At 35.6% G+C, this 18,427-nt stretch carries 16 protein-coding genes; 6 read left to right on the forward strand and 10 right to left on the reverse strand.

Features of this window, described 5'->3' with window-relative positions; genetic code table 11:
- Positions 1-379 precede the first annotated feature (379 nt).
- Positions 380-3,229, reverse strand: a complete 2,850-nt coding sequence (gcvP, locus tag C8P67_RS13125; RefSeq protein WP_115813637.1) for an aminomethyl-transferring glycine dehydrogenase — start codon at positions 3,227-3,229, stop codon at positions 380-382.
- A 240-nt stretch (positions 3,230-3,469) separates the two neighbouring features.
- On the opposite strand from gcvP, the gene C8P67_RS13130 reads away from it, so the two are divergent.
- Together C8P67_RS13130 and C8P67_RS13135 are read left to right on the forward strand one after the other, a co-directional pair.
- Positions 3,470-4,282, forward strand: a complete 813-nt coding sequence (locus C8P67_RS13130) for a UbiA prenyltransferase family protein (protein ID WP_115813638.1) — start codon at positions 3,470-3,472, stop codon at positions 4,280-4,282.
- A 171-nt stretch (positions 4,283-4,453) separates the two neighbouring features.
- Positions 4,454-5,572: an ATP-binding protein gene (locus C8P67_RS13135; RefSeq protein WP_115813639.1), complete on the forward strand. Its 1,119-nt coding sequence runs from the start codon at positions 4,454-4,456 to the stop codon at positions 5,570-5,572.
- Here C8P67_RS13135 and C8P67_RS13140 read toward each other — a convergent pair.
- The 9 genes from C8P67_RS13140 to C8P67_RS13180 all read right to left on the reverse strand — a co-directional run bounded on the left by C8P67_RS13140 (position 5,550) and on the right by C8P67_RS13180 (position 14,339).
- The gene (locus C8P67_RS13140) at positions 5,550-6,017 is read right to left on the reverse strand and encodes an SRPBCC family protein (protein ID WP_115813790.1); all 468 of its coding nucleotides are present in this window, start codon (positions 6,015-6,017) and stop codon (positions 5,550-5,552) included. The two genes, C8P67_RS13135 and C8P67_RS13140, sit on opposite strands and share 23 nt — an antisense overlap.
- A 60-nt stretch (positions 6,018-6,077) precedes the next feature.
- A complete protein-coding gene (locus tag C8P67_RS13145; RefSeq protein WP_115813640.1) occupies positions 6,078-6,464 on the reverse strand; it encodes a hypothetical protein in 387 nt (128 codons plus the stop codon).
- 18 nt (positions 6,465-6,482) lie between these two features.
- Complete coding sequence (locus tag C8P67_RS13150) at positions 6,483-6,830, reverse strand: hypothetical protein (protein ID WP_115813641.1); 348 nt, start codon at positions 6,828-6,830, stop codon at positions 6,483-6,485.
- Between the two features lie 65 nt (positions 6,831-6,895).
- Positions 6,896-7,399, reverse strand: coding sequence for a GbsR/MarR family transcriptional regulator (locus tag C8P67_RS13155; RefSeq protein WP_115813642.1), 504 nt, complete (start codon positions 7,397-7,399; stop codon positions 6,896-6,898).
- Positions 7,400-7,544: 145 nt separating this feature from the next.
- The gene (locus C8P67_RS13160; RefSeq protein ID WP_115813643.1) at positions 7,545-9,572 is read right to left on the reverse strand and encodes a M3 family metallopeptidase; all 2,028 of its coding nucleotides are present in this window, start codon (positions 9,570-9,572) and stop codon (positions 7,545-7,547) included.
- 288 nt (positions 9,573-9,860) lie between these two features.
- Positions 9,861-10,346, reverse strand: coding sequence for a 5-(carboxyamino)imidazole ribonucleotide mutase (gene purE / locus C8P67_RS13165; RefSeq protein ID WP_115813644.1), 486 nt, complete (start codon positions 10,344-10,346; stop codon positions 9,861-9,863).
- Positions 10,347-10,441: 95 nt separating this feature from the next.
- A complete protein-coding gene (locus C8P67_RS13170) occupies positions 10,442-11,593 on the reverse strand; it encodes a 5-(carboxyamino)imidazole ribonucleotide synthase (RefSeq protein ID WP_115813645.1) in 1,152 nt (383 codons plus the stop codon).
- Positions 11,594-11,673: 80 nt separating this feature from the next.
- A complete protein-coding gene (locus C8P67_RS13175; RefSeq protein WP_115813646.1) occupies positions 11,674-12,225 on the reverse strand; it encodes a hypothetical protein in 552 nt (183 codons plus the stop codon).
- 23 nt (positions 12,226-12,248) lie between these two features.
- Positions 12,249-14,339 (reverse strand): TonB-dependent receptor, encoded by a 2,091-nt coding sequence (locus C8P67_RS13180; protein WP_115813647.1) that lies wholly within the window; start codon positions 14,337-14,339, stop codon positions 12,249-12,251.
- 236 nt (positions 14,340-14,575) lie between these two features.
- Between C8P67_RS13180 and hpt the strand changes: the two genes are divergently transcribed.
- The 4 genes from hpt (at position 14,576) to obgE (ending at position 18,345) form a co-directional block, all read left to right on the forward strand.
- Positions 14,576-15,109, forward strand: coding sequence for a hypoxanthine phosphoribosyltransferase (gene hpt, locus C8P67_RS13185; protein ID WP_115813791.1), 534 nt, complete (start codon positions 14,576-14,578; stop codon positions 15,107-15,109).
- 32 nt (positions 15,110-15,141) lie between these two features.
- Positions 15,142-15,714 (forward strand): adenylate kinase, encoded by a 573-nt coding sequence (locus C8P67_RS13190; RefSeq protein ID WP_115813648.1) that lies wholly within the window; start codon positions 15,142-15,144, stop codon positions 15,712-15,714.
- 209 nt (positions 15,715-15,923) lie between these two features.
- Positions 15,924-17,198, forward strand: a complete 1,275-nt coding sequence (locus C8P67_RS13195) for a hemolysin family protein (RefSeq protein WP_115813649.1) — start codon at positions 15,924-15,926, stop codon at positions 17,196-17,198.
- 145 nt (positions 17,199-17,343) lie between these two features.
- Positions 17,344-18,345, forward strand: a complete 1,002-nt coding sequence (gene obgE, locus C8P67_RS13200; protein WP_115813650.1) for a GTPase ObgE — start codon at positions 17,344-17,346, stop codon at positions 18,343-18,345.
- Positions 18,346-18,427: the final 82 nt, after the last annotated feature.

The following is an 18,427-nucleotide window of genomic DNA, read 5'->3' on the forward strand; positions in this document are numbered from 1 at the left end:
CGCCTCGTAAGCAGAATAAGGAGCAGAAAGATGGGGCATTTTCAGGAAACATAGTCCCGCCATTCGCTGCAATCTCTTGTCCTGAACCCCAGGACAAGAGGATTTTCGCTGCTGTCGGGGCTAGAGAGAAAGATTTTTGCATTTTAGTGATTATCAAAAGCTCAGATTTCAGCCTTAAACACCAAATAACTGCCATTCATAATATAGAGTTTTATCCGCGCAAATCCGTTTAATCCGTGTCATCCGCGTACCAATTACAAGCATGTAGCTGTTCCAAATTCTGACAAAATAAAAAACCCCTTCAGCCAAAACTGAAAGGGTTCCGTATAATCTAAATCTGCAGTCTAAAACCTGAAATCTGCAGTCTGAAATCTCTATTCTAGCTCTCCATGTAAGCCTCGATTGGCGCACAGCTGCAAACTAGATTCCGGTCTCCGTAAGCATCATCAATACGACGCACAGATGGCCAGAATTTGTTGTCAGCGATGTAGTCCAAAGGATAAGCCGCTTTCTCTCTTGTATATGGTAAATCCCAAGAATCAGATGTTAGCATTGTCAATGTATGAGGCGCATTCTTTAATGGATTGTTTTTGTCTTCAGCAGTAGCTGCTTCAATCTCTTCTCTGATAGCAATCATAGCATCACAGAAACGGTCTAATTCAGCTAAATCTTCAGATTCAGTTGGCTCGATCATTAATGTTCCGGCTACTGGGAAAGAAACCGTTGGAGCGTGGAAACCGTAGTCCATCAAACGCTTAGCGATATCACCAACTTCGATTCCGTTTTGTTTGAATGCACGGCAATCCAAAATCATTTCGTGAGCAGCTCTTCCGCATTCTCCAGTATAAAGAATTGGGTAGTGACCTTCGAAACGTGCTTTCATGTAGTTCGCGTTAAGGATAGCGTGTTCAGTAGCGCTTCTCAAACCTTCAGCACCCAACATAGTTATGTATCCGTAAGAGATCAAGCATACTAAAGCAGATCCGTAAGGAGCAGAAGAAATAGCTGTAATCGCTTGCTCGCCACCAACGTGCAATACAGGGTTAGATGGCAAGAAAGGAAGTAATTTTTCGTTCACGCAGATTGGCCCAACACCAGGTCCGCCGCCACCGTGAGGGATAGCGAAAGTCTTGTGTAAGTTCAGGTGACAAACGTCAGCACCAATAGTCGCAGGGTTTGTTAAACCTACTTGTGCATTCATGTTGGCACCGTCCATGTAAACCAATCCTCCGTTATCGTGGATTAGCTGAGTAATTTCGATGATAGTAGACTCATAAACACCGTGAGTAGATGGGTAAGTTACCATCAAGCAAGACAAATCGTCTTTGTGCTCGATAGCTTTTGCTCTCAAATCCTCAACATCGATGTTTCCTTCCGGAGTTGTTTTTGTAACAACAATTTTCATTCCCGCCATCGCAGCAGATGCTGGATTCGTTCCGTGAGCAGAAGAAGGGATCAAACATACGTTACGATCACCTTCGCCGCGAGACATATGGTAAGCACGGATAGCCATCAAACCAGCATATTCACCTTGAGCACCAGAGTTTGGCTGCAATGTAGTTCCTGCAAAACCAGTGATTATGCTTAATTGATCTTCTAGTTTTTTAAGCATAGTGATGTAACCTTCTGCTTGTTCAACAGGAGCAAACGGGTGAATGCTGTTCCAGTTTGGCATTGACAGAGGCAGCATTTCTGATGCAGCGTTCAATTTCATTGTACAAGACCCCAAAGAAATCATAGAGTGGTTCAATGATAAATCTTTACGTTCTAATTTTTTGATATAACGCATCAGCTGGCTTTCAGAATGATGGTTGTTGAAAACTCCATGAGTCAAGAAAGAAGAAGTTCTTTCTAAAGAAGCTGGCAATTGAGATGCAGTCGATAATTCAGAAACTGTGAAAGCATCTTTTCCTGTAGCTTCAGCGAAAATTGCGATGATTTGGTTAACGTCAGAAATTGAAGTAGTCTCGTTGAAAGAGATTGAGATCGTTTCAGCGTCAACATAGTAGAAGTTTACTTCGTTTCTTTCAGCGATAGCTTTTACTTTCTGAGCATCAGCTTTAACTAAAATAGTGTCGAAATAAGCAGTGTTAGTTTGGTAAACTCCCAATTTGTTCAAAGCTTCTGCAGCAGTTACTGCCGATGCGTGAACTTTGCCTGCAATATATTTTAAACCTTTTGGTCCGTGATACACAGCGTACATACCGGCCATAACTGCCAATAATACCTGAGCAGTACAGATGTTTGAAGTCGCTTTTTCACGTTTGATGTGTTGTTCACGAGTTCCTAAAGCCATACGCAATGCGCGGTTTCCGTTAACATCGATAGATACACCAATGATACGTCCCGGCATAGAACGTTTGTATTCTTCTTTAGTTGCGAAGTAAGCAGCGTGAGGGCCGCCGTAACCCATTGGAATACCGAAACGCTGTGTAGTACCTACAACTACGTCAGCTCCCATTTCTCCAGGAGAAGTTAATGTAGCCAAAGATAAGATATCAGCAGCAACAGCAACTTTAATTTCGTTTTCCTTAGCTTTAGCGATAAATGCAGCGTAATCATTAACTTGTCCGTATTTACCAGGATATTGAAGGATTGCTCCGAAGAATTCTGCAGAGAAATCAAAAGTTTCGTGGTTTCCAACTACCAATTCAATTCCTACCGGAGTAGAACGGGTCTGCAGTACAGATAATGTTTGTGGTAAAATTTCTTCGGAAACGAAGAATTTGTTTATGTTGTTTTTCTTTTGATCACGTGAACGAACGTCAAACAGCAAAGCCATAGCTTCTGCAGCAGCTGTACCTTCGTCAAGAAGAGATGCATTGGCGATTTCCATACCTGAAAGTTCAATAACAGTAGTTTGGAAATTAAGGATTGCCTCTAAACGTCCTTGAGCAATTTCTGCTTGGTAAGGAGTGTAGGCAGTATACCATCCCGGGTTTTCAAAAATGTTTCTTTGAATTGGAGCAGGAACAATCGTTGGGTGATATCCTAAACCGATGTATGATTTGAAAACTTTATTCTTTTTGCCTAATTCAAGAATATGATTTGCGTATTCATATTCAGTCATTTCGGGGTCTAACTGTAAATCTTCTTTTAAACGAATTCCATCAGGAAATGTTTCATATAGTAATTGCGTCATGTCATTAACGCCAATTGTTTTGAACATGTGTTCAAGGTCAGTTTCTCTTGGCCCAATGTGTCTTAAAGCAAAAGCATCTGTTTTCATATTTGTGTGTAGCTTCGGTTTATTATTTTAAGTCTAAAGGAAAAGCCTGATTGTTAAATATTCATTATATATTTGAATTTCGTTTGAATCAGGATAATTTATTCTAGAAATAAAAGTGTCGTGTTTTTTTGTGGTGCAAAAATAAATATTAATCTCATAATATTACCCTTTTTTAACTTGTTTTTATAGGGATTTTTCAACTAACGAACTGATTTATTAACAATTGATTAAATTTTTTAAATGACGCTTTTGAAAAATATTCTCCGGTTTTACTTAAACAGCAGTATCCATGTGGCTTTGTCCTGCTATGCCTTAGTAAGGATAACGTTTCATGTGTTTCATATTCAGTACGATGAACCGATGGCTCTGTTTGTTTTTTTCGGAACAATTGTAGGCTATAATTTTGTTAAGTATGATGCTTTGGTTCGGGTGAAGAAAAACATAGTACGAAACCAACTGAAGATTATTGCCGTTTTGAGTTTTATTTCAGTGCTTTTGGTTGGTTATTATTTTTTTCATCTAAAGCGGATAACACAGCTTGTTTCAGTTGGGATTCTAGCCATTACGGCATTGTATACCCTTCCTTTTTTTCCAAATAGAAGAAATGCTCGAAACTGGGCTGGCGTAAAAATTTACATAGTTGCACTTTGTTGGGTGGGGGCGACCTTGGTTTTACCTTTGATAAATGCTGAAGTTCCTTTTTCTTCCGATTTTTTCATAAAATGTATTCAGCGATTTATTTTGGTTTTTGTGCTGATTCTTATTTTTGAGATTCTTGATTTGGCCAATGATGATCCGCATTTAAAAACTGTTCCGCAAATGATTGGTGTAAAAAACACTAAACTTTTAGGTTTTCTACTACTGGTTCCATTCTGGTTTTTGGAAGTTTTTATTTCGACATTCAATTATCATGATGCCGTCATAAATCTTGTTATGGTAATCATGCTGATGCTTTTCATAGCATTTGCAAATCCAAACCGATCTAAATATTACACTTCCTTTTGGGTTGAAGCAGTACCGATTTTTTGGTGGCTGATGGTAGTTTTTTTGTAAAGTTGCTGCGTTTCTGAGTGACTAAGATTCTAAGTTTTTCTTTGAAAAAAGTATGATTTCGGTGAATACGTTCACCAAATTTACACTAATATTGGTGAATACATTCACCAATATTAGTGTAAATTTGGTGAATATAAATTTAAATTTTATTTTTGTCTAAAATTTATAGTTATGATTTCTAGAGATTTAACGGCAAGGATAAAAGAAAGACTCAACAAGGGGAAAGTAATTTTGCTTATCGGTCCTCGACAAGTGGGTAAAACAACATTGATAAATACTTTGTTACAAGATACTTCGTTTCTTTTTTTGGATGGTGATGATGCTGTTGTGGCCGATACTTTGGCGAATGCCAATACCGAAACATTGAAGAGTATTATAGGAAATTATAAATATGTGTTTATTGATGAAGTACAGCGGATTCCAAATATTGGCTTGAAGCTAAAAATCATTGTGGATCAAATAAAGGATGTGCAGGTAATTGTGAGTGGTTCTTCGGCTTTGGATATTAATCAGGCTACGCAGGAATCACTTACGGGACGTAAATTTGAGTATCATTTGTTTCCTGTTTCTTGGAACGAGTTTGAGGCAAATGTAGGTTATATTAAAGCGCAACAACAATTGGAACTGCGTTTGTTGTACGGAATGTATCCTGATGTTATCAATAATTTTGGGGATGAGTATGAAATCTTAAAGAACTTGGTTTCGAGTTATTTGTACAAAGATATTTTGAGTTTGGCGGGCATTCGAAAATCGGAAGTTTTGGAGAAAATTTTGCAGGCTTTGGCTTTGCAGGTTGGGAGTGAGGTTAGTTATAACGAAGTTGCACAATTGGTTGGCGTAGATAAAAATACGGTTAGCAATTATATTGATTTACTCGAAAAAGCATTTGTGGTGTTTAGGCTGAACAGCTTTAGCAGAAATGTTCGAAATGAAATCAAAGCCAATCGGAAAATTTATTTTTATGATAACGGCGTTCGTAACATGCTGATTGGGAATTTCAATAATTTGGAATTTCGTCAGGACAAAGGCGCGCTGTGGGAGAATTTTTTGGTTTCCGAGCGAATGAAAATGCTTTCCTATACCGATAGTTTGGCGAAACCATATTTTTGGCGCACCACTCAGCAACAGGAAATTGATTATATCGAAACGGTTGCCGACGAAGTGAGCGCTTTTGAATTTAAATGGGCTTCATTAAAGAAAAGCAAATTGCCAAAACCATTTGAAGAAGCGTATCATCCAAAGTTTTTGGTAGTGACTAAGGAAAATTTCAGGGAGTTTTTGAAGATTTAGTTTCTGAAACTTTTTTTAAAACCTTATTTCTTTCCAAAATGAAATTGGTTAAATGTTTTTTCAAAAATAAAAAATCAAATGGTTTGCCAAAAATACCAAACGGAGTTTCATATTGCAGTTTATCTGTCATAATGGTAACTCCGTTTATTTCTTCAAAATAATGCCGATGTTTGAATGATTTGAAATTGCCTTCTTCCATTTCATCGACAAAATAATCGTAAAGATTCATTACGGGAATTCGGCTTTTATGGGTTAGGTAAAATCCAAAATGTTTTCCTCTCCAAGTCACCGTTTCGTTCAGATTAATCAAACCCGATGTAACGCCGGCAATCGCTTTTTCTTTGGAAGAACTTGCCGACAGCTGGTGAGTATCAATATTTCGGGAAGCATCAAAGACGATGTTTTTTGGTGCTTTTATTTTGGTTGTGAGGTGAATGGTTGTCATTTTTAATTTCATAATAGTAAACCTAACAGGTTTCAAAAACCTGTTAGGTTTGTCGGTAAATTAAGCTTTAAAAACCAATCTTTCTTCTTGCTGAGCTTCTTTTGCTTTTCTCTTTCCTCTGAAGAAGAAATATAAATTTAGGAATAACATCAATCCAAGATAGATAGAAAATCCACCAATTTTATAGCTCAGGGCTTCGATAAGTGACTGATAACTGTTGTCATAAATGCTCAATTGCAGAATCATTAATGCAAAGCCCAGATTGAGAAGATAGAATCCAGTTTCGAAAAGTTTGTTTGTGGCTTGTGCAATATCTTCACGGCCTTTGAAAATGTCGAGCATAAATATTTTTCCGTTTTTGAAAAGTGTTTTTGAAACATAGAAAGTAAGGAATAGAGCGATTGGTAAATAGACAGCGTAACCGATTAAGATTTTTGTAGTTTCCATGATGTTTAATTTTAAAAGTTATTTAATTATTTTATGAATGTATTTGGTTAATATTAAGATGTTTGTGTAATGCAATACCGAAATAATGAAAACGATGATTGCGGTTTTTGTGCCAATAGTTTCAATGAGTTGCGTCGATGAGGTTATTTTTTGCCACGAAATTAAAGTCATGGCGCAATAACCAATATTTAAAAGATAATATCCCAAAAGCAATACCTGATTGATTTTCTGACAGATGTCTGCGTGATTTGGAATCAATTCTGCCACATAAATATTACCGTTTTTGTAGCAGATTTTTCCAACTTTTAAGATGATGAAAATCGTGGTGCTGAGGTAAATTAAATACCCGATGATGTTGAAATTCATAATTTTTATTTTTAAATTTTTAAACTTTCAGAAAAAAATGAAAGTTTAAATTAAATTTTTTTTAGCTATTTCATAATTTTTAAAATCAATTTCCCTAACCAGTTTTCATTGAATTCGGTCATTTTGTCTAGAACATTATCTGCTTTTAAGACGAAATCATACAATTTAGAAGTCTGGTCGACAAAGTGTTTTTCTTCAGCGGAATCTTTGGCTTCAATAGTCGAAACTTCTTTTAGGATTTTAAGAGCAGGCTTGATTTCTCTTTTGCTTCTTTCTCTCGAAATTTTGGAAGCCAGTTCATCTAAATCCTTTTCTGCTGTAAAGAATTCTTTTCTTTCGCCAGCTTTATATTCTTTGTAAACAATTCCCCAATCCATTAAAGCTCGTAGGTTCATGCTTGCGTTTCCACGGGAAATTTGCAATTCTTCCATAATGTCTTCCATAGAAACAGCTTCGTTTGAGACCATCAATAAAGCATGAATCTGTGCCATGGTTTTATTAATTCCCCACTGAGATCCTAGTGCTCCCCATGTTTGTACGAATTTATTTTTTGCTTCTTTGAATTCCATTTTTGGATTTATTTCCTTGTGTTGAGACAAATGTAAGTAAAAGTTTTTAAACTTTCAAAAATAATTGAAAGTTTGTTTTGAATAAAAAAACCGAAGTATTTCTACCTCGGTTTAAATCTGAAATCAAAAATCGTTAATCAACAATCTATAATAGACCAGCTCTCTTCAATAAAGCATCCGGTTTTGGTTCCTGTCCTCTGAAGCGTTTGTATAAAATCATTGGATGTTCAGTTCCTCCTTTTGAAAGTACATTCTCTTTAAATTTTTCGGCCACTTCTTTGTTGAAAATACCATTTTCTTGAAAATATTCGAATGCATCGGCATCGAGAACTTCCGCCCATTTGTAACTGTAGTAACCCGAAGAATAACCACCTTGAAAAATATGTGAAAAAGCAGTACTCATTGCGTTTTCCTTTACATCAGGATACAATTGAGTGGAAGCAAATTGTTCGGTTTCAAAAGTTTTGACATTGGTAATGTTTGTAGGATCTTGTCCGTGCCAGCCCATATCCAATAATCCAAAACTCAATTGGCGCATTGTTGCCATTCCTTCTTGGAAACTTGCACTTTCTTTGATTTTCTCAACATATTCCTGAGGAATAACTTCTCCGGTTTCGTAATGGTGAGCAAACAAAGCCAAAGCTTCCGGTTCGTAACACCAGTTTTCCATAATCTGGCTTGGCAATTCCACAAAATCCCAATATACTGAAGTTCCCGAAAGATTTGGGTAAGTTGTATTTGCTAACATTCCGTGTAATCCGTGACCAAATTCGTGAAATAAGGTTGTCACTTCATTGAAAGTTAATAATGACGGTTTGGTTTCAGTCGGTTTTGTGAAGTTGCAGACATTCGAAATATGAGGTCTTTCGTTTATGCCGTTTTTTACATATTGTGATTTAAAAGAAGTCATCCAGGCACCGTTTCGTTTTCCTTTTCTGGGAAAGAAATCGGCGTAGAAAACTGCAACTAATTCATTGTTTTTGTCTTTTACTTCATAAGTGATAACTTCTTCGTGGTATTTGTCGATATCGAAAACCTCTGTAAAAGTCAATCCGAATAGTTTTCCTGCTATGGTGAAAGCGCCGTTGAGTACTTTTTCCAGTTGAAAATATGGTTTTAATTTCTCATCGTCCAAATTGAATAATTGCTGTTTCAATTTTTCTGAATAGTAAGCGCCATCCCATTTTTCAAGCTGTTCAATGCCGTCTATTTCTTTGGCAAAAGCTGATAATTGTTCGAATTCTTTTTGAGCTGCAGGTTTTGCTTTGTCTAATAAATCATTTGAAAAGGATAAAACTTTCTCTGGACTTTCGGCCATACGTTCTTCAAGAACAAAATGAGCGTGAGTTTTGTATCCTAAAAGATTGGCTCTTTCAAAACGCAGATTTGCAATTTTCAGAACGATTTCCTGATTGTCGAATTCGTTATTCTGAAAACATCTTGCACCAAAAGCAACAGCCATTTTTTTGCGCAGTTCACGATTGTCTGAATAAGTTACAAACGGAATGTAACTGGGATGATCCAAAGTGAAAATCCAGCCTTCTTTTTCCTGCGCTTTCGCCAATGAACGAGCCGCTTCGATTGTGCCTTCGGGTAAACCGGCTAAATCCTTTTCATCTTTTAAATGCAGTTCGAAAGCATGGGTTTCTGCTAGTACATTTTCGCCAAACTGCAGACTCAATTTTGATAACTCTTTATCAATTTCCCTCAATTTGGTTTTCTTTTCTTCGGGTAAATTAGCTCCGTTTCTAGAAAAGCTTTTGTATTGTTTGTCGAGCAGCGTCGTTTGTTCTACATTTAAGTTTAGAGTGTTTCTTTGATCATAAACGCTTTTTACTTTGGCAAATAAATCTGCGTTTAGTGTAATATCATTTCCAAATTCAGAGAGTAAAGGAGAAACTTCTTGAGCAATTTTTTGCATTTCTTCGCTCGTTTCAGCCGAATTTAAATTGAAAAAGATGTTCGAAATTCGGTCTAAAGTATCTCCACTAAAGGCTAAAAGTTCAATTGTGTTTTCGAAAGTAGGATTTTCCGTATTGTTGACTATAGCGTCAATTTCGGCTTTAGCTAATTTAATTCCTTCTTGAAACGCAGGAAGGTAATTTTCGTTTTTTATCTTAGAAAATGGCGCAGTATCTAGCTTTGTATCGAATTTCTGGAGTAATATATTCATAATTCAAGGTCGTTTTTGTTCCAAATAATTGGTATTTATTGCTTTATCTTTATTTATTCTGAAAATAAAAACAAGGAAAAAAATGTTAAAATTTACAGTAAGTATGCGTTTAGTCGGTTTTATGTGTACTTTTGTCGAGTAATTAATTCTTTAAAGGATTAATTCAGTCGAAAATTATAAGCTCTTTTTGTCCCCAAATCAAATAGAACTTTATATTTAAAAACTTCTAAATCTCCCCGAATTTAGAATTTAAAGTATCAAAAAAGCTCCTTTTTATGGAGCTTTTTTTTATTTATCTAAGTTTTTCGAAGATTTATACACAGCTTCTTTAAGTCCTTCTTTATAGCTTATAATTTTATCTAATATGTTGTTATCACTGCTTCCAATAATTTGAGCAGCAAGAATTCCAGCATTTTTAGCTCCGTTTAAGGCTACAGTTGCTACAGGAACACCGCCTGGCATTTGAAGAATTGATAATACAGAATCCCAGCCATCGATAGAATTGCTTGATTTTACCGGAACCCCAATTACTGGAAGCGGAGACATCGACGCAACCATTCCCGGTAAATGTGCAGCTCCGCCAGCTCCGGCAACGATTACTGAAATACCGCGAATATGTGCATTTTTGCTAAAATCAAATAATTTTTCTGGTGTTCTGTGTGCCGAAACAATATCTACTTCGGTTTCGATTCCAAATTCTTTTAATATGTCTATGGCGTCCTGCATGACTGGCATGTCAGAGATACTTCCCATTATGATGGCTACTTTGCTCATTGTTTTTATGTTGAATTTTGAATTATAATTTTTAAATTAAAAACAATTTAGGGCTTCATTTAAAAATTTATAATTCAACATTTATAATTATTTTTTTAACTAATCACCTTAATCGTATTCTTTACATCCTCTGCAATTCTTCTTGCTTCGGCCATATCTTCATTTACTATAGTAACGTGTCCCATTTTTCTGAAAGGACGGGTTTGTTTTTTACCATAAATGTGTGGGGTAACACCATTCCATCCTAAAATAGTTTCGATGTTCTTGTAAGTTACATCTCCCGAAAATCCTTCGGCTCCAACCAAGTTCACCATTATACCAGCTACCTTACTTTCAGTATTTCCCAAAGGTAAATCCATAATTGCCCGCAAATGATTTTCAAACTGGGAAGTATAACTGGCTTCTATGCTGTAATGACCAGAGTTGTGCGGGCGAGGAGCAACCTCGTTTACTAGAATTTCGTCGTTTTGGGTTTGGAACATTTCAACAGCCAAAAGACCTACGTGATTAAATTGCTGTGAAACGTTCAAGGCAATCAATCTAGCTTCGTCAGCTACTTTTTTATCTATTCGCGCTGGACAGATTACATATTCAACCTGATTGGCTTCTGGATGAAATTCCATCTCAACCACTGGATATGTTCTTATTTCTCCCTGTGGATTGCGGCACACAATTACTGCTAATTCATTTTTGAAAGGCACCATCGTTTCTGCAATGCATTCTACGTTTGGTAAATTTTCTAAATCTGATGTTTGCCTGATGATTTTTACGCCGTTTCCATCGTACCCGAATTCGGTGCATTTCCATACAAAAGGAAGCTGAATATTTGCTTCTACTAAATCAACCACTAATTCTTTTAAAGTCGCATAACGCTTAAAAGGAGCTGTTGGAATATTATTTTTGATATAAAAATCTTTCTGAATCCCTTTGTTTTGAATCAGTTTCAAAGTTTTTGGCGAAGGATATACTTTTTTTCCTTCGTTTTCCAATTTTTCTAATGCATCAAGATTGACTAATTCTATTTCAAAAGTCAAAACGTCTACTTGTTTCCCAAAGTTATAAACAGTTTCAAAATCCATCAAATCACCTTTGAAGAATTTATTACAGGCCATTCTGCTGGGAGCTTCATCGCTTGGATCTAAAACGTAGGTTTGTATGTCGAATTTTCGGGTGTCAAACAATAGCATTTTGCCTAATTGTCCTCCACCTAAAATTCCTAATTTAAAATCAGAAGAAAAATAATTCATTGTGATGGTATTTACTTTGTCTGCTCAGCACATTGCTTAGCATTTGCAAAGATACTTTTTCCTAATTGATTAAGAAAATGCTATTTTATTTTCTTCAGCACTTCTTTGGCAACAGCCTTATAAGCTGCTGAATGATCTGCATAATCTTTGTTCAAAATAATTTGCAGTTCCGGATGAATCCAGTCGTAATGATTTCCTAAAAGATATAATGTTCTTATCGAATAAGCTTTGGTCGCGACTTTTGTATCATTAATAAGCCAGTCAAAAGAGGCTTCTATGCAGTTTTGGAGATTTTCTTCAGAAAGGAATATATCGTTTTCATCTTTTGTATAATGTGATTTTACTAACAGCTGAATTACTTTTGCAATTGGTCTGAGTGAACTTTCTTCTTTTAAATGTTTAAGGTTTTCGAATAAAAAATCAAGATGCGGCTGCAACCAAATGAGTTTTTCGTACGACACAAATTCTAAAATCCAGCAGGCTTTATGATTATTTTTATCAGAAGGTGAAAAGCTAATACTGACTAATTCATCAAAGTAATCTTTGTTTTCAATAATTTCACGAGCTGCCTTGAGGCGGTTTTCTCGGTAAGCATTTACATAGTCGAGTTTTGATTGTAGTTCGGAAGACATCTTTATTAAATTTAATAGTACTTCTAAAATAAGTAATTTAGGGAAACCATTCCATAAAAATTTACAGGAAGACCTGGGTAATAATATCTTGGTAAAGCATTTCCAGCAGCGACAGCATTTGGCAGAATTAATGAAGCATATTTTTCGTCAGTTACATTATTAATTCCGCTGGCCAAATGAGCGTTTAATTGAGGCAGTATCTGGAAATGGTATCCAGCTTTTAGATTAATAATATTGTAAGAATCTGTATGGACGGAGTTAGAATCATTTAAAGGAATTTTGTCAACAAACTGAAAGTCGCCGTTTAGATAAAATCCTAAACTTGTATTTAAAGTCATTCCGGCATTGACTTTGTTTGCAGGAACTCCAGTTAGTTTATTTCCTGAAAAATCATTTCCGCTGTCAACGAATTCTTTAAATTCATAATTTCCGAAAGAACCAGAAATATAAGAATGTATATTAAAAATGTAATTTATTGACCAGTTATGGTTTACATTGATTTCGATTCCCTGATGAAGTGTTTTGCCTGCATTTGCACCAACATATTGATCGTCTCCCACTCGTTTGGCTACCAGTAAATCTTTTATTTCCATGCGATAAATACTCACTTCGGTATAAAGCTTTTTGTTGAAAAAGTAGAATTTACTTCCAACTTCAAAATTATAACCATTCTCCGGTTTTATATCTGGATTTATTGTGCCTGAACTCGTTAATGTTTCTTCGGTCGCGGGCATTGAGAATCCTCTGCTTGCCGAAAAATAAATAGTATGCAGCTTATTTGGTTTGAATAAAAAAGACAATTGCGGCGAAAAAATGCCTTCATAACTATAATTTTGATTTGAATCTAAATCATAATTCTCCAGCTCAAATTGCGTTTTATTGTAATTTATACCAGCCTGAATTTCAAATTGTTGAGAAAGAAGTGTTCTAATCTGCGAAAAAATATTATAAAAATGTCTTTTCTGTCCAGTTTCTGTAAGCTGATTTCCCTGCAAACTTCCTTGACCATTATTTTCTTTATATAAATTTTCGAAAGTATTGCCTTTGTAATTGTCTGCGAAATATTCAATTCCGGTAATAAACTGGTTTTCGATTTTCGCCATTTTAAAATTTCCGGAAAATTGAGTTCTTGCACCACTTGCAAAAGTATATTGGCGTAAAATGTCAAAAGGTCTGGGTTCATTACTGTCTTTGTAATTAATGAAAATGGAAGTCGAATTGTTCAGATTTTCATTAAGCTTAAAATCATAAGCCAATCCTGCCAAAGTTGATTTGTACTCTTTAAATCCTTTGGAAGCAACCCAAGTTGGTGCGCCAGCCTGCGGATTTGTATCAAACATTGTTTTATTGATCGAACTGGGTATGTATGCTTTTAAATAAGTATAATTTGAAAAATAAGTGAGCTTACTGTTTTTCTTCCTAAATAAATCGCCTGCCACGGTAATTCCTTCCCGATTATAAGCACTGTTTTCTCTCCATCCGTCTGTTTTGAGTTTATGATAACTCAGATTTAAACTCGCTTGTTTAGTATCCAAGCTGTAATTCAGGCTGTTTTTAAATAATCCATAAGAACCTGCGACAGTACTAAATCCAGCGTTTTGGCCATTTTTTTTCGAAAGCTGTGGCGAAATCAAAATCGCTCCGCCCAATCCTGCGCCGTAAATACTGGAAAGCGGTCCTTTTATAATTTCAATCTGGCTGAGGTTTTCTAAATCTATATCGTCAATAACTGTTTCACTGTTTCCCGAAGTCAGCGGTATACTGCCATAAAAGGCTCTTATTTTATTAGTTCCATACGGCGTTCTAGCGCCAATGCCACGGATTGAAATTCGGGTTGTTGTAAAGTTTGACGATTGCATAAAAACACCTGGAATCGTATTGATGACAGTGCTAATATCGGTTGTGCTATTTTGAAGTAAATCTTTTTTGGATAAAATACCAATAGAGGCGGGTGTATTTTGTCGGTTGTTGTTAATATGGAGCGGGCTAATTAAAACCTCTTCAAGATTTTCAGCAGCAAGAGAATCAATAGTTTTTTCTTTTTTATTTTGAGCCTGAATGGTTGAAAAACAAAGCAATAGAAAATAGAGAGAGTAATAATTTTTTAGGATCATAATTTTGGTTATTTAATTACGCGACATCTATTTTTACTCTGCTCTATGTGGCGGTAATAAAGATTAAGGGGTTTTAAAGTCTGACAATTTAATAATTAAAAAATATTTAAAAGAATTGATTTGTAAATAGTATGTGATATTTAAACAATTTGAAAAAAATATTGTCTAGGTATATTTTGATGTTCGCATTTGTTTGTAATTCTGTATCTTTGCGCATTGTTTTAAACGCAAAAATAATGATACAACTTCACGACAAACAATTTGTTCCATTTATTTCTGCCAAAGAGATAAATTTCGCTATTGAGAAAATGGTTTCACAAATTGAAGACGATTTTTTTGACGAAACGCCAATATTTATTGGAGTCTTAAACGGTTCTTTTATGGTGGTTTCGGATTTTTTAAAACTGTATAAAAAACCCTGCGAAGTTTCATTTATCAAATTGGCATCCTACGAAGGAACAGAATCTACCGAATCCGTTAAGCAGTTAATTGGTCTTAACCAAGATTTAACTGGGCGCACCGTAATTGTTCTTGAGGATATCATTGATACAGGAAACACATTAGAAGAATTGAAAAAACTGTTCAAAAGCCAGAATGTAAAACATTTTAAAATTGCAACACTTTTCTTTAAACCAGATGCTTTTAAAAAAGACCTGAAAATCGACTATGTGGGAATACGGATTCCAAATAAATTCATCGTTGGTTTTGGATTGGATTACGATGGTTTAGGCCGTAATTTACCAGAAGTGTATCAATTAAAAGAAGAATAACTAAAATAGTAAAAACCATATATAAAAAAGGAATGATCAATATTGTTTTATTTGGAAAACCAGGAGCAGGAAAAGGAACTCAGGCAGAATTTTTAAAAGAAAAATACAATTTACAGCACATTTCAACGGGGGATGTTTTTCGTTACAATCTGAAAAATGATACACCGCTTGGTAAAGAAGCAAGAGTATTTATGGATGCTGGAGATTTAGTTCCAGACGAATTAACAACCAAAATGCTTATCGATGAGGTAAATAAACACTTGGATTCAAACGGAATTTTATTTGATGGTTACCCAAGAACTATTGGTCAGGCCGAGGCTTTGGATGCGTTCTTGCCAACAATCGGTTCCAAAGTAAACGCAACTGTGGCGCTAGAAGCTGATGACAACATTTTAGTAGCCAGATTATTGGAAAGAGGAAAAACCAGCGGAAGAATAGATGATCAGGACGAAGAAAAGATCAGAAACCGTTACCAGGAATACAATGAAAAAACCGCTCCGCTGATAGGATATTACAAAGATCAAAATAAGTTTCATGCAGTAAATGGAATAGGAACTATCGAGGAAATTACGGAAAGACTAACTGCGGTTATCGATAATTTATAGGAGCAGTCTCCAGCTGTGCGTTACAAGTCACAGCCATAAAAAACTATTTTTCTATGTCATAAAAGGAGCTTCCGCTGGTCGCTCTTTTATAACAGGAAAAATTAGTTTTTTATAGCTGTAAGCTTTCCACTTCCATCTGGGCTATTAAAATAAGACTGCACAATAACGGGATTCTATGAAATCCAATATATAAACGAATTATCTAAACATTGGAAATAGTTATAATATTTTTTCTGATACTCTTAAACGGGGTTTTCTCTATGTCGGAAATTGCATTGATTTCGGCCAGAAAAAACAGATTGGAAACATCCGCAAAAAAAGGAAATAAAAATGCCCAGATTGCATTAGATCTGGCCAATTCACCTAATAAATTCCTGTCGACTGTACAAATAGGAATCACTCTTATTGGAATTCTTACAGGTATTTTCAGTGGTGACAAAATTACTTCTGATGTAGAAACATTTATTAAGGGATTTCAAATACTGGTTCCTTATGCACACTCAATAGCTGTAGGAATCGTTGTAGTAACATTGACTTTTTTTTCTTTGGTATTAGGAGAGTTATTTCCAAAAAGGATAGGATTAAATTATCCAGAAGGTATTGCGAAAGCTGTTGCTATGCCTATGAAAATAATTTCGATAGTTACCGCTCCATTTATATGGCTATTAACTACATCTACCGATTTTTTACTGGATATTTTACGCATAAAACCTACCGCTGACGGAAAAGTAACAGAGGAGGAGATTAAAGCCATCATCAAAGAAGGTACTGAAGGCGGAGAAGTTCAGGAAATTGAACAGGATATCGTAGAACGTGTTTTTCATATTGGTGACAGGAAAATCAACTCGTTAATGACTCACAGAAAATCAGTGATGATGCTTCCTTTGCGTGCCGATAAGAGTCAGGTGAGAGGATTTATGATTAAAGAACTGCATTCAGTTTATCCGGTTTATAATGAAAATCACGATGATATTGTAGGGATTGTCAATTTGAAAAATATTTTTTCTAATGTTGATAATGACAATTTTAATCTAGCCGAAATTATGACCGAAGCTCCGTTTATGATGGAACAGACCACGGCATATAAGGCATTGGAGCAATTCAAAAAAACTGGAATTCATTATGCATTGGTTTCCGATGAATATGGCGTTTTTCAGGGTATAATTACGTTAAATGATATTCTGGAAGCCTTAGTAGGGAATGCCTCTGATTTTTATAAAGACGATTTTAAATTGATCGAAAGAGAAGATGGAACCTGGATGGTAGACGGGCATTATTCACTGCATGATTTCCTTACGTATTTTGAATTGGATGATTTGACAAATGATTATGAAGTGACTACCGTAAGTGGATTAATAATGACCGAATTGTCACATATTCCAAAAGAAGGCGAAAAACTGATTTGGCAGCGATTTGTGCTTGAGGTTATCGATATGGATGGTGTAAAGATTGATAAAGTAATGGTGAGAGCCTTAAAAGATTAAAAAAATGGTTTAATATTTTAAAGGTTTAAAGGTTTAAGAGTTTAAAAGTTTAAGGGTTTAGCTGGCTTCCAACTAACTTTAAACAATTTTAAACTTTAAACAATTTTAAACTTTTTAAGACACTTTAAGCCTTAAACAAAAGAAAATGACAGAGGGAAATTTTGTAGATTACGTAAAAATTTATGTTTCTTCCGGAAAAGGAGGAAAGGGGTCTACGCATTTGCATAGAGAAAAGTTTATTCAATATGGAGGTCCGGATGGAGGAGATGGAGGTCGTGGCGGACATGTTTATTTAGTTGGTAATAAAGGTCTTTGGACTTTGTTTCACTTAAAATTTGCCCGTCATATTAAAGCAGGTCACGGTGGTGATGGTGGAGGAGACAGAAGTACAGGAGCTGATGGTGATGATAAATATATTGAAGTTCCTTTGGGGACAGTAGTTAAGGACAAAGAAACGGGTGAAACCCTTTTTGAAATAACCGAAGACGGTGAGAAACAAATTCTTTGTCGTGGCGGAAAAGGAGGATTAGGAAACTGGCACTTTAGAAGCTCAACCAATCAGACGCCGCGTTATTCACAGCCAGGTTTGCCAGGTTTGGAAATGGATGTGATTTTGGAATTAAAAGTTTTGGCTGATGTTGGTTTAGTAGGTTTTCCAAATGCCGGAAAATCGACGCTTTTATCTGTATTGACTTCTGCAAGACCAAAGATTGCTGATTATCCATTTACTACTTTAAAACCAAATCTTGGAATTGTGGCTTACAGAGATTTTCAATCGTTTGTAATAGCTGATATTCCTGGGATTATTGAAGGTGCTGCCGAAGGAAAAGGATTGGGACACTATTTTCTGCGCCACATCGAGCGTAATTCGACTTTGTTATTTTTAGTTCCTGTGGATACTCCAAATATCAAGGATGAATACGATATTTTGGTGAATGAGCTGACCAAATACAATCCCGAAATGCTGGATAAAGAACGCCTGCTGGTAATTTCTAAAATTGACATGCTGGACGATGAATTGAAAGCAGAATTGAAAATACAATTAGACGAAGAATTCAAAGGTATTCCTTATTTGTTTATTTCATCGGTTGCACAACAAGGTTTGACTGAACTGAAAGACAAGCTTTGGAAAATGCTGAATGAGTAAATAATATTTTTGAAACATATAAAAAACACTAATGAATTTAATTTGTTAGTGTTTTTTTTTGGACTTAACAGGAGGTTTCTTT

It is taken from the genome of Flavobacterium aquicola (assembly GCF_003385115.1).
In the GTDB taxonomy this organism is placed as follows: Bacteria; Bacteroidota; Bacteroidia; order Flavobacteriales; family Flavobacteriaceae; genus Flavobacterium; species Flavobacterium aquicola.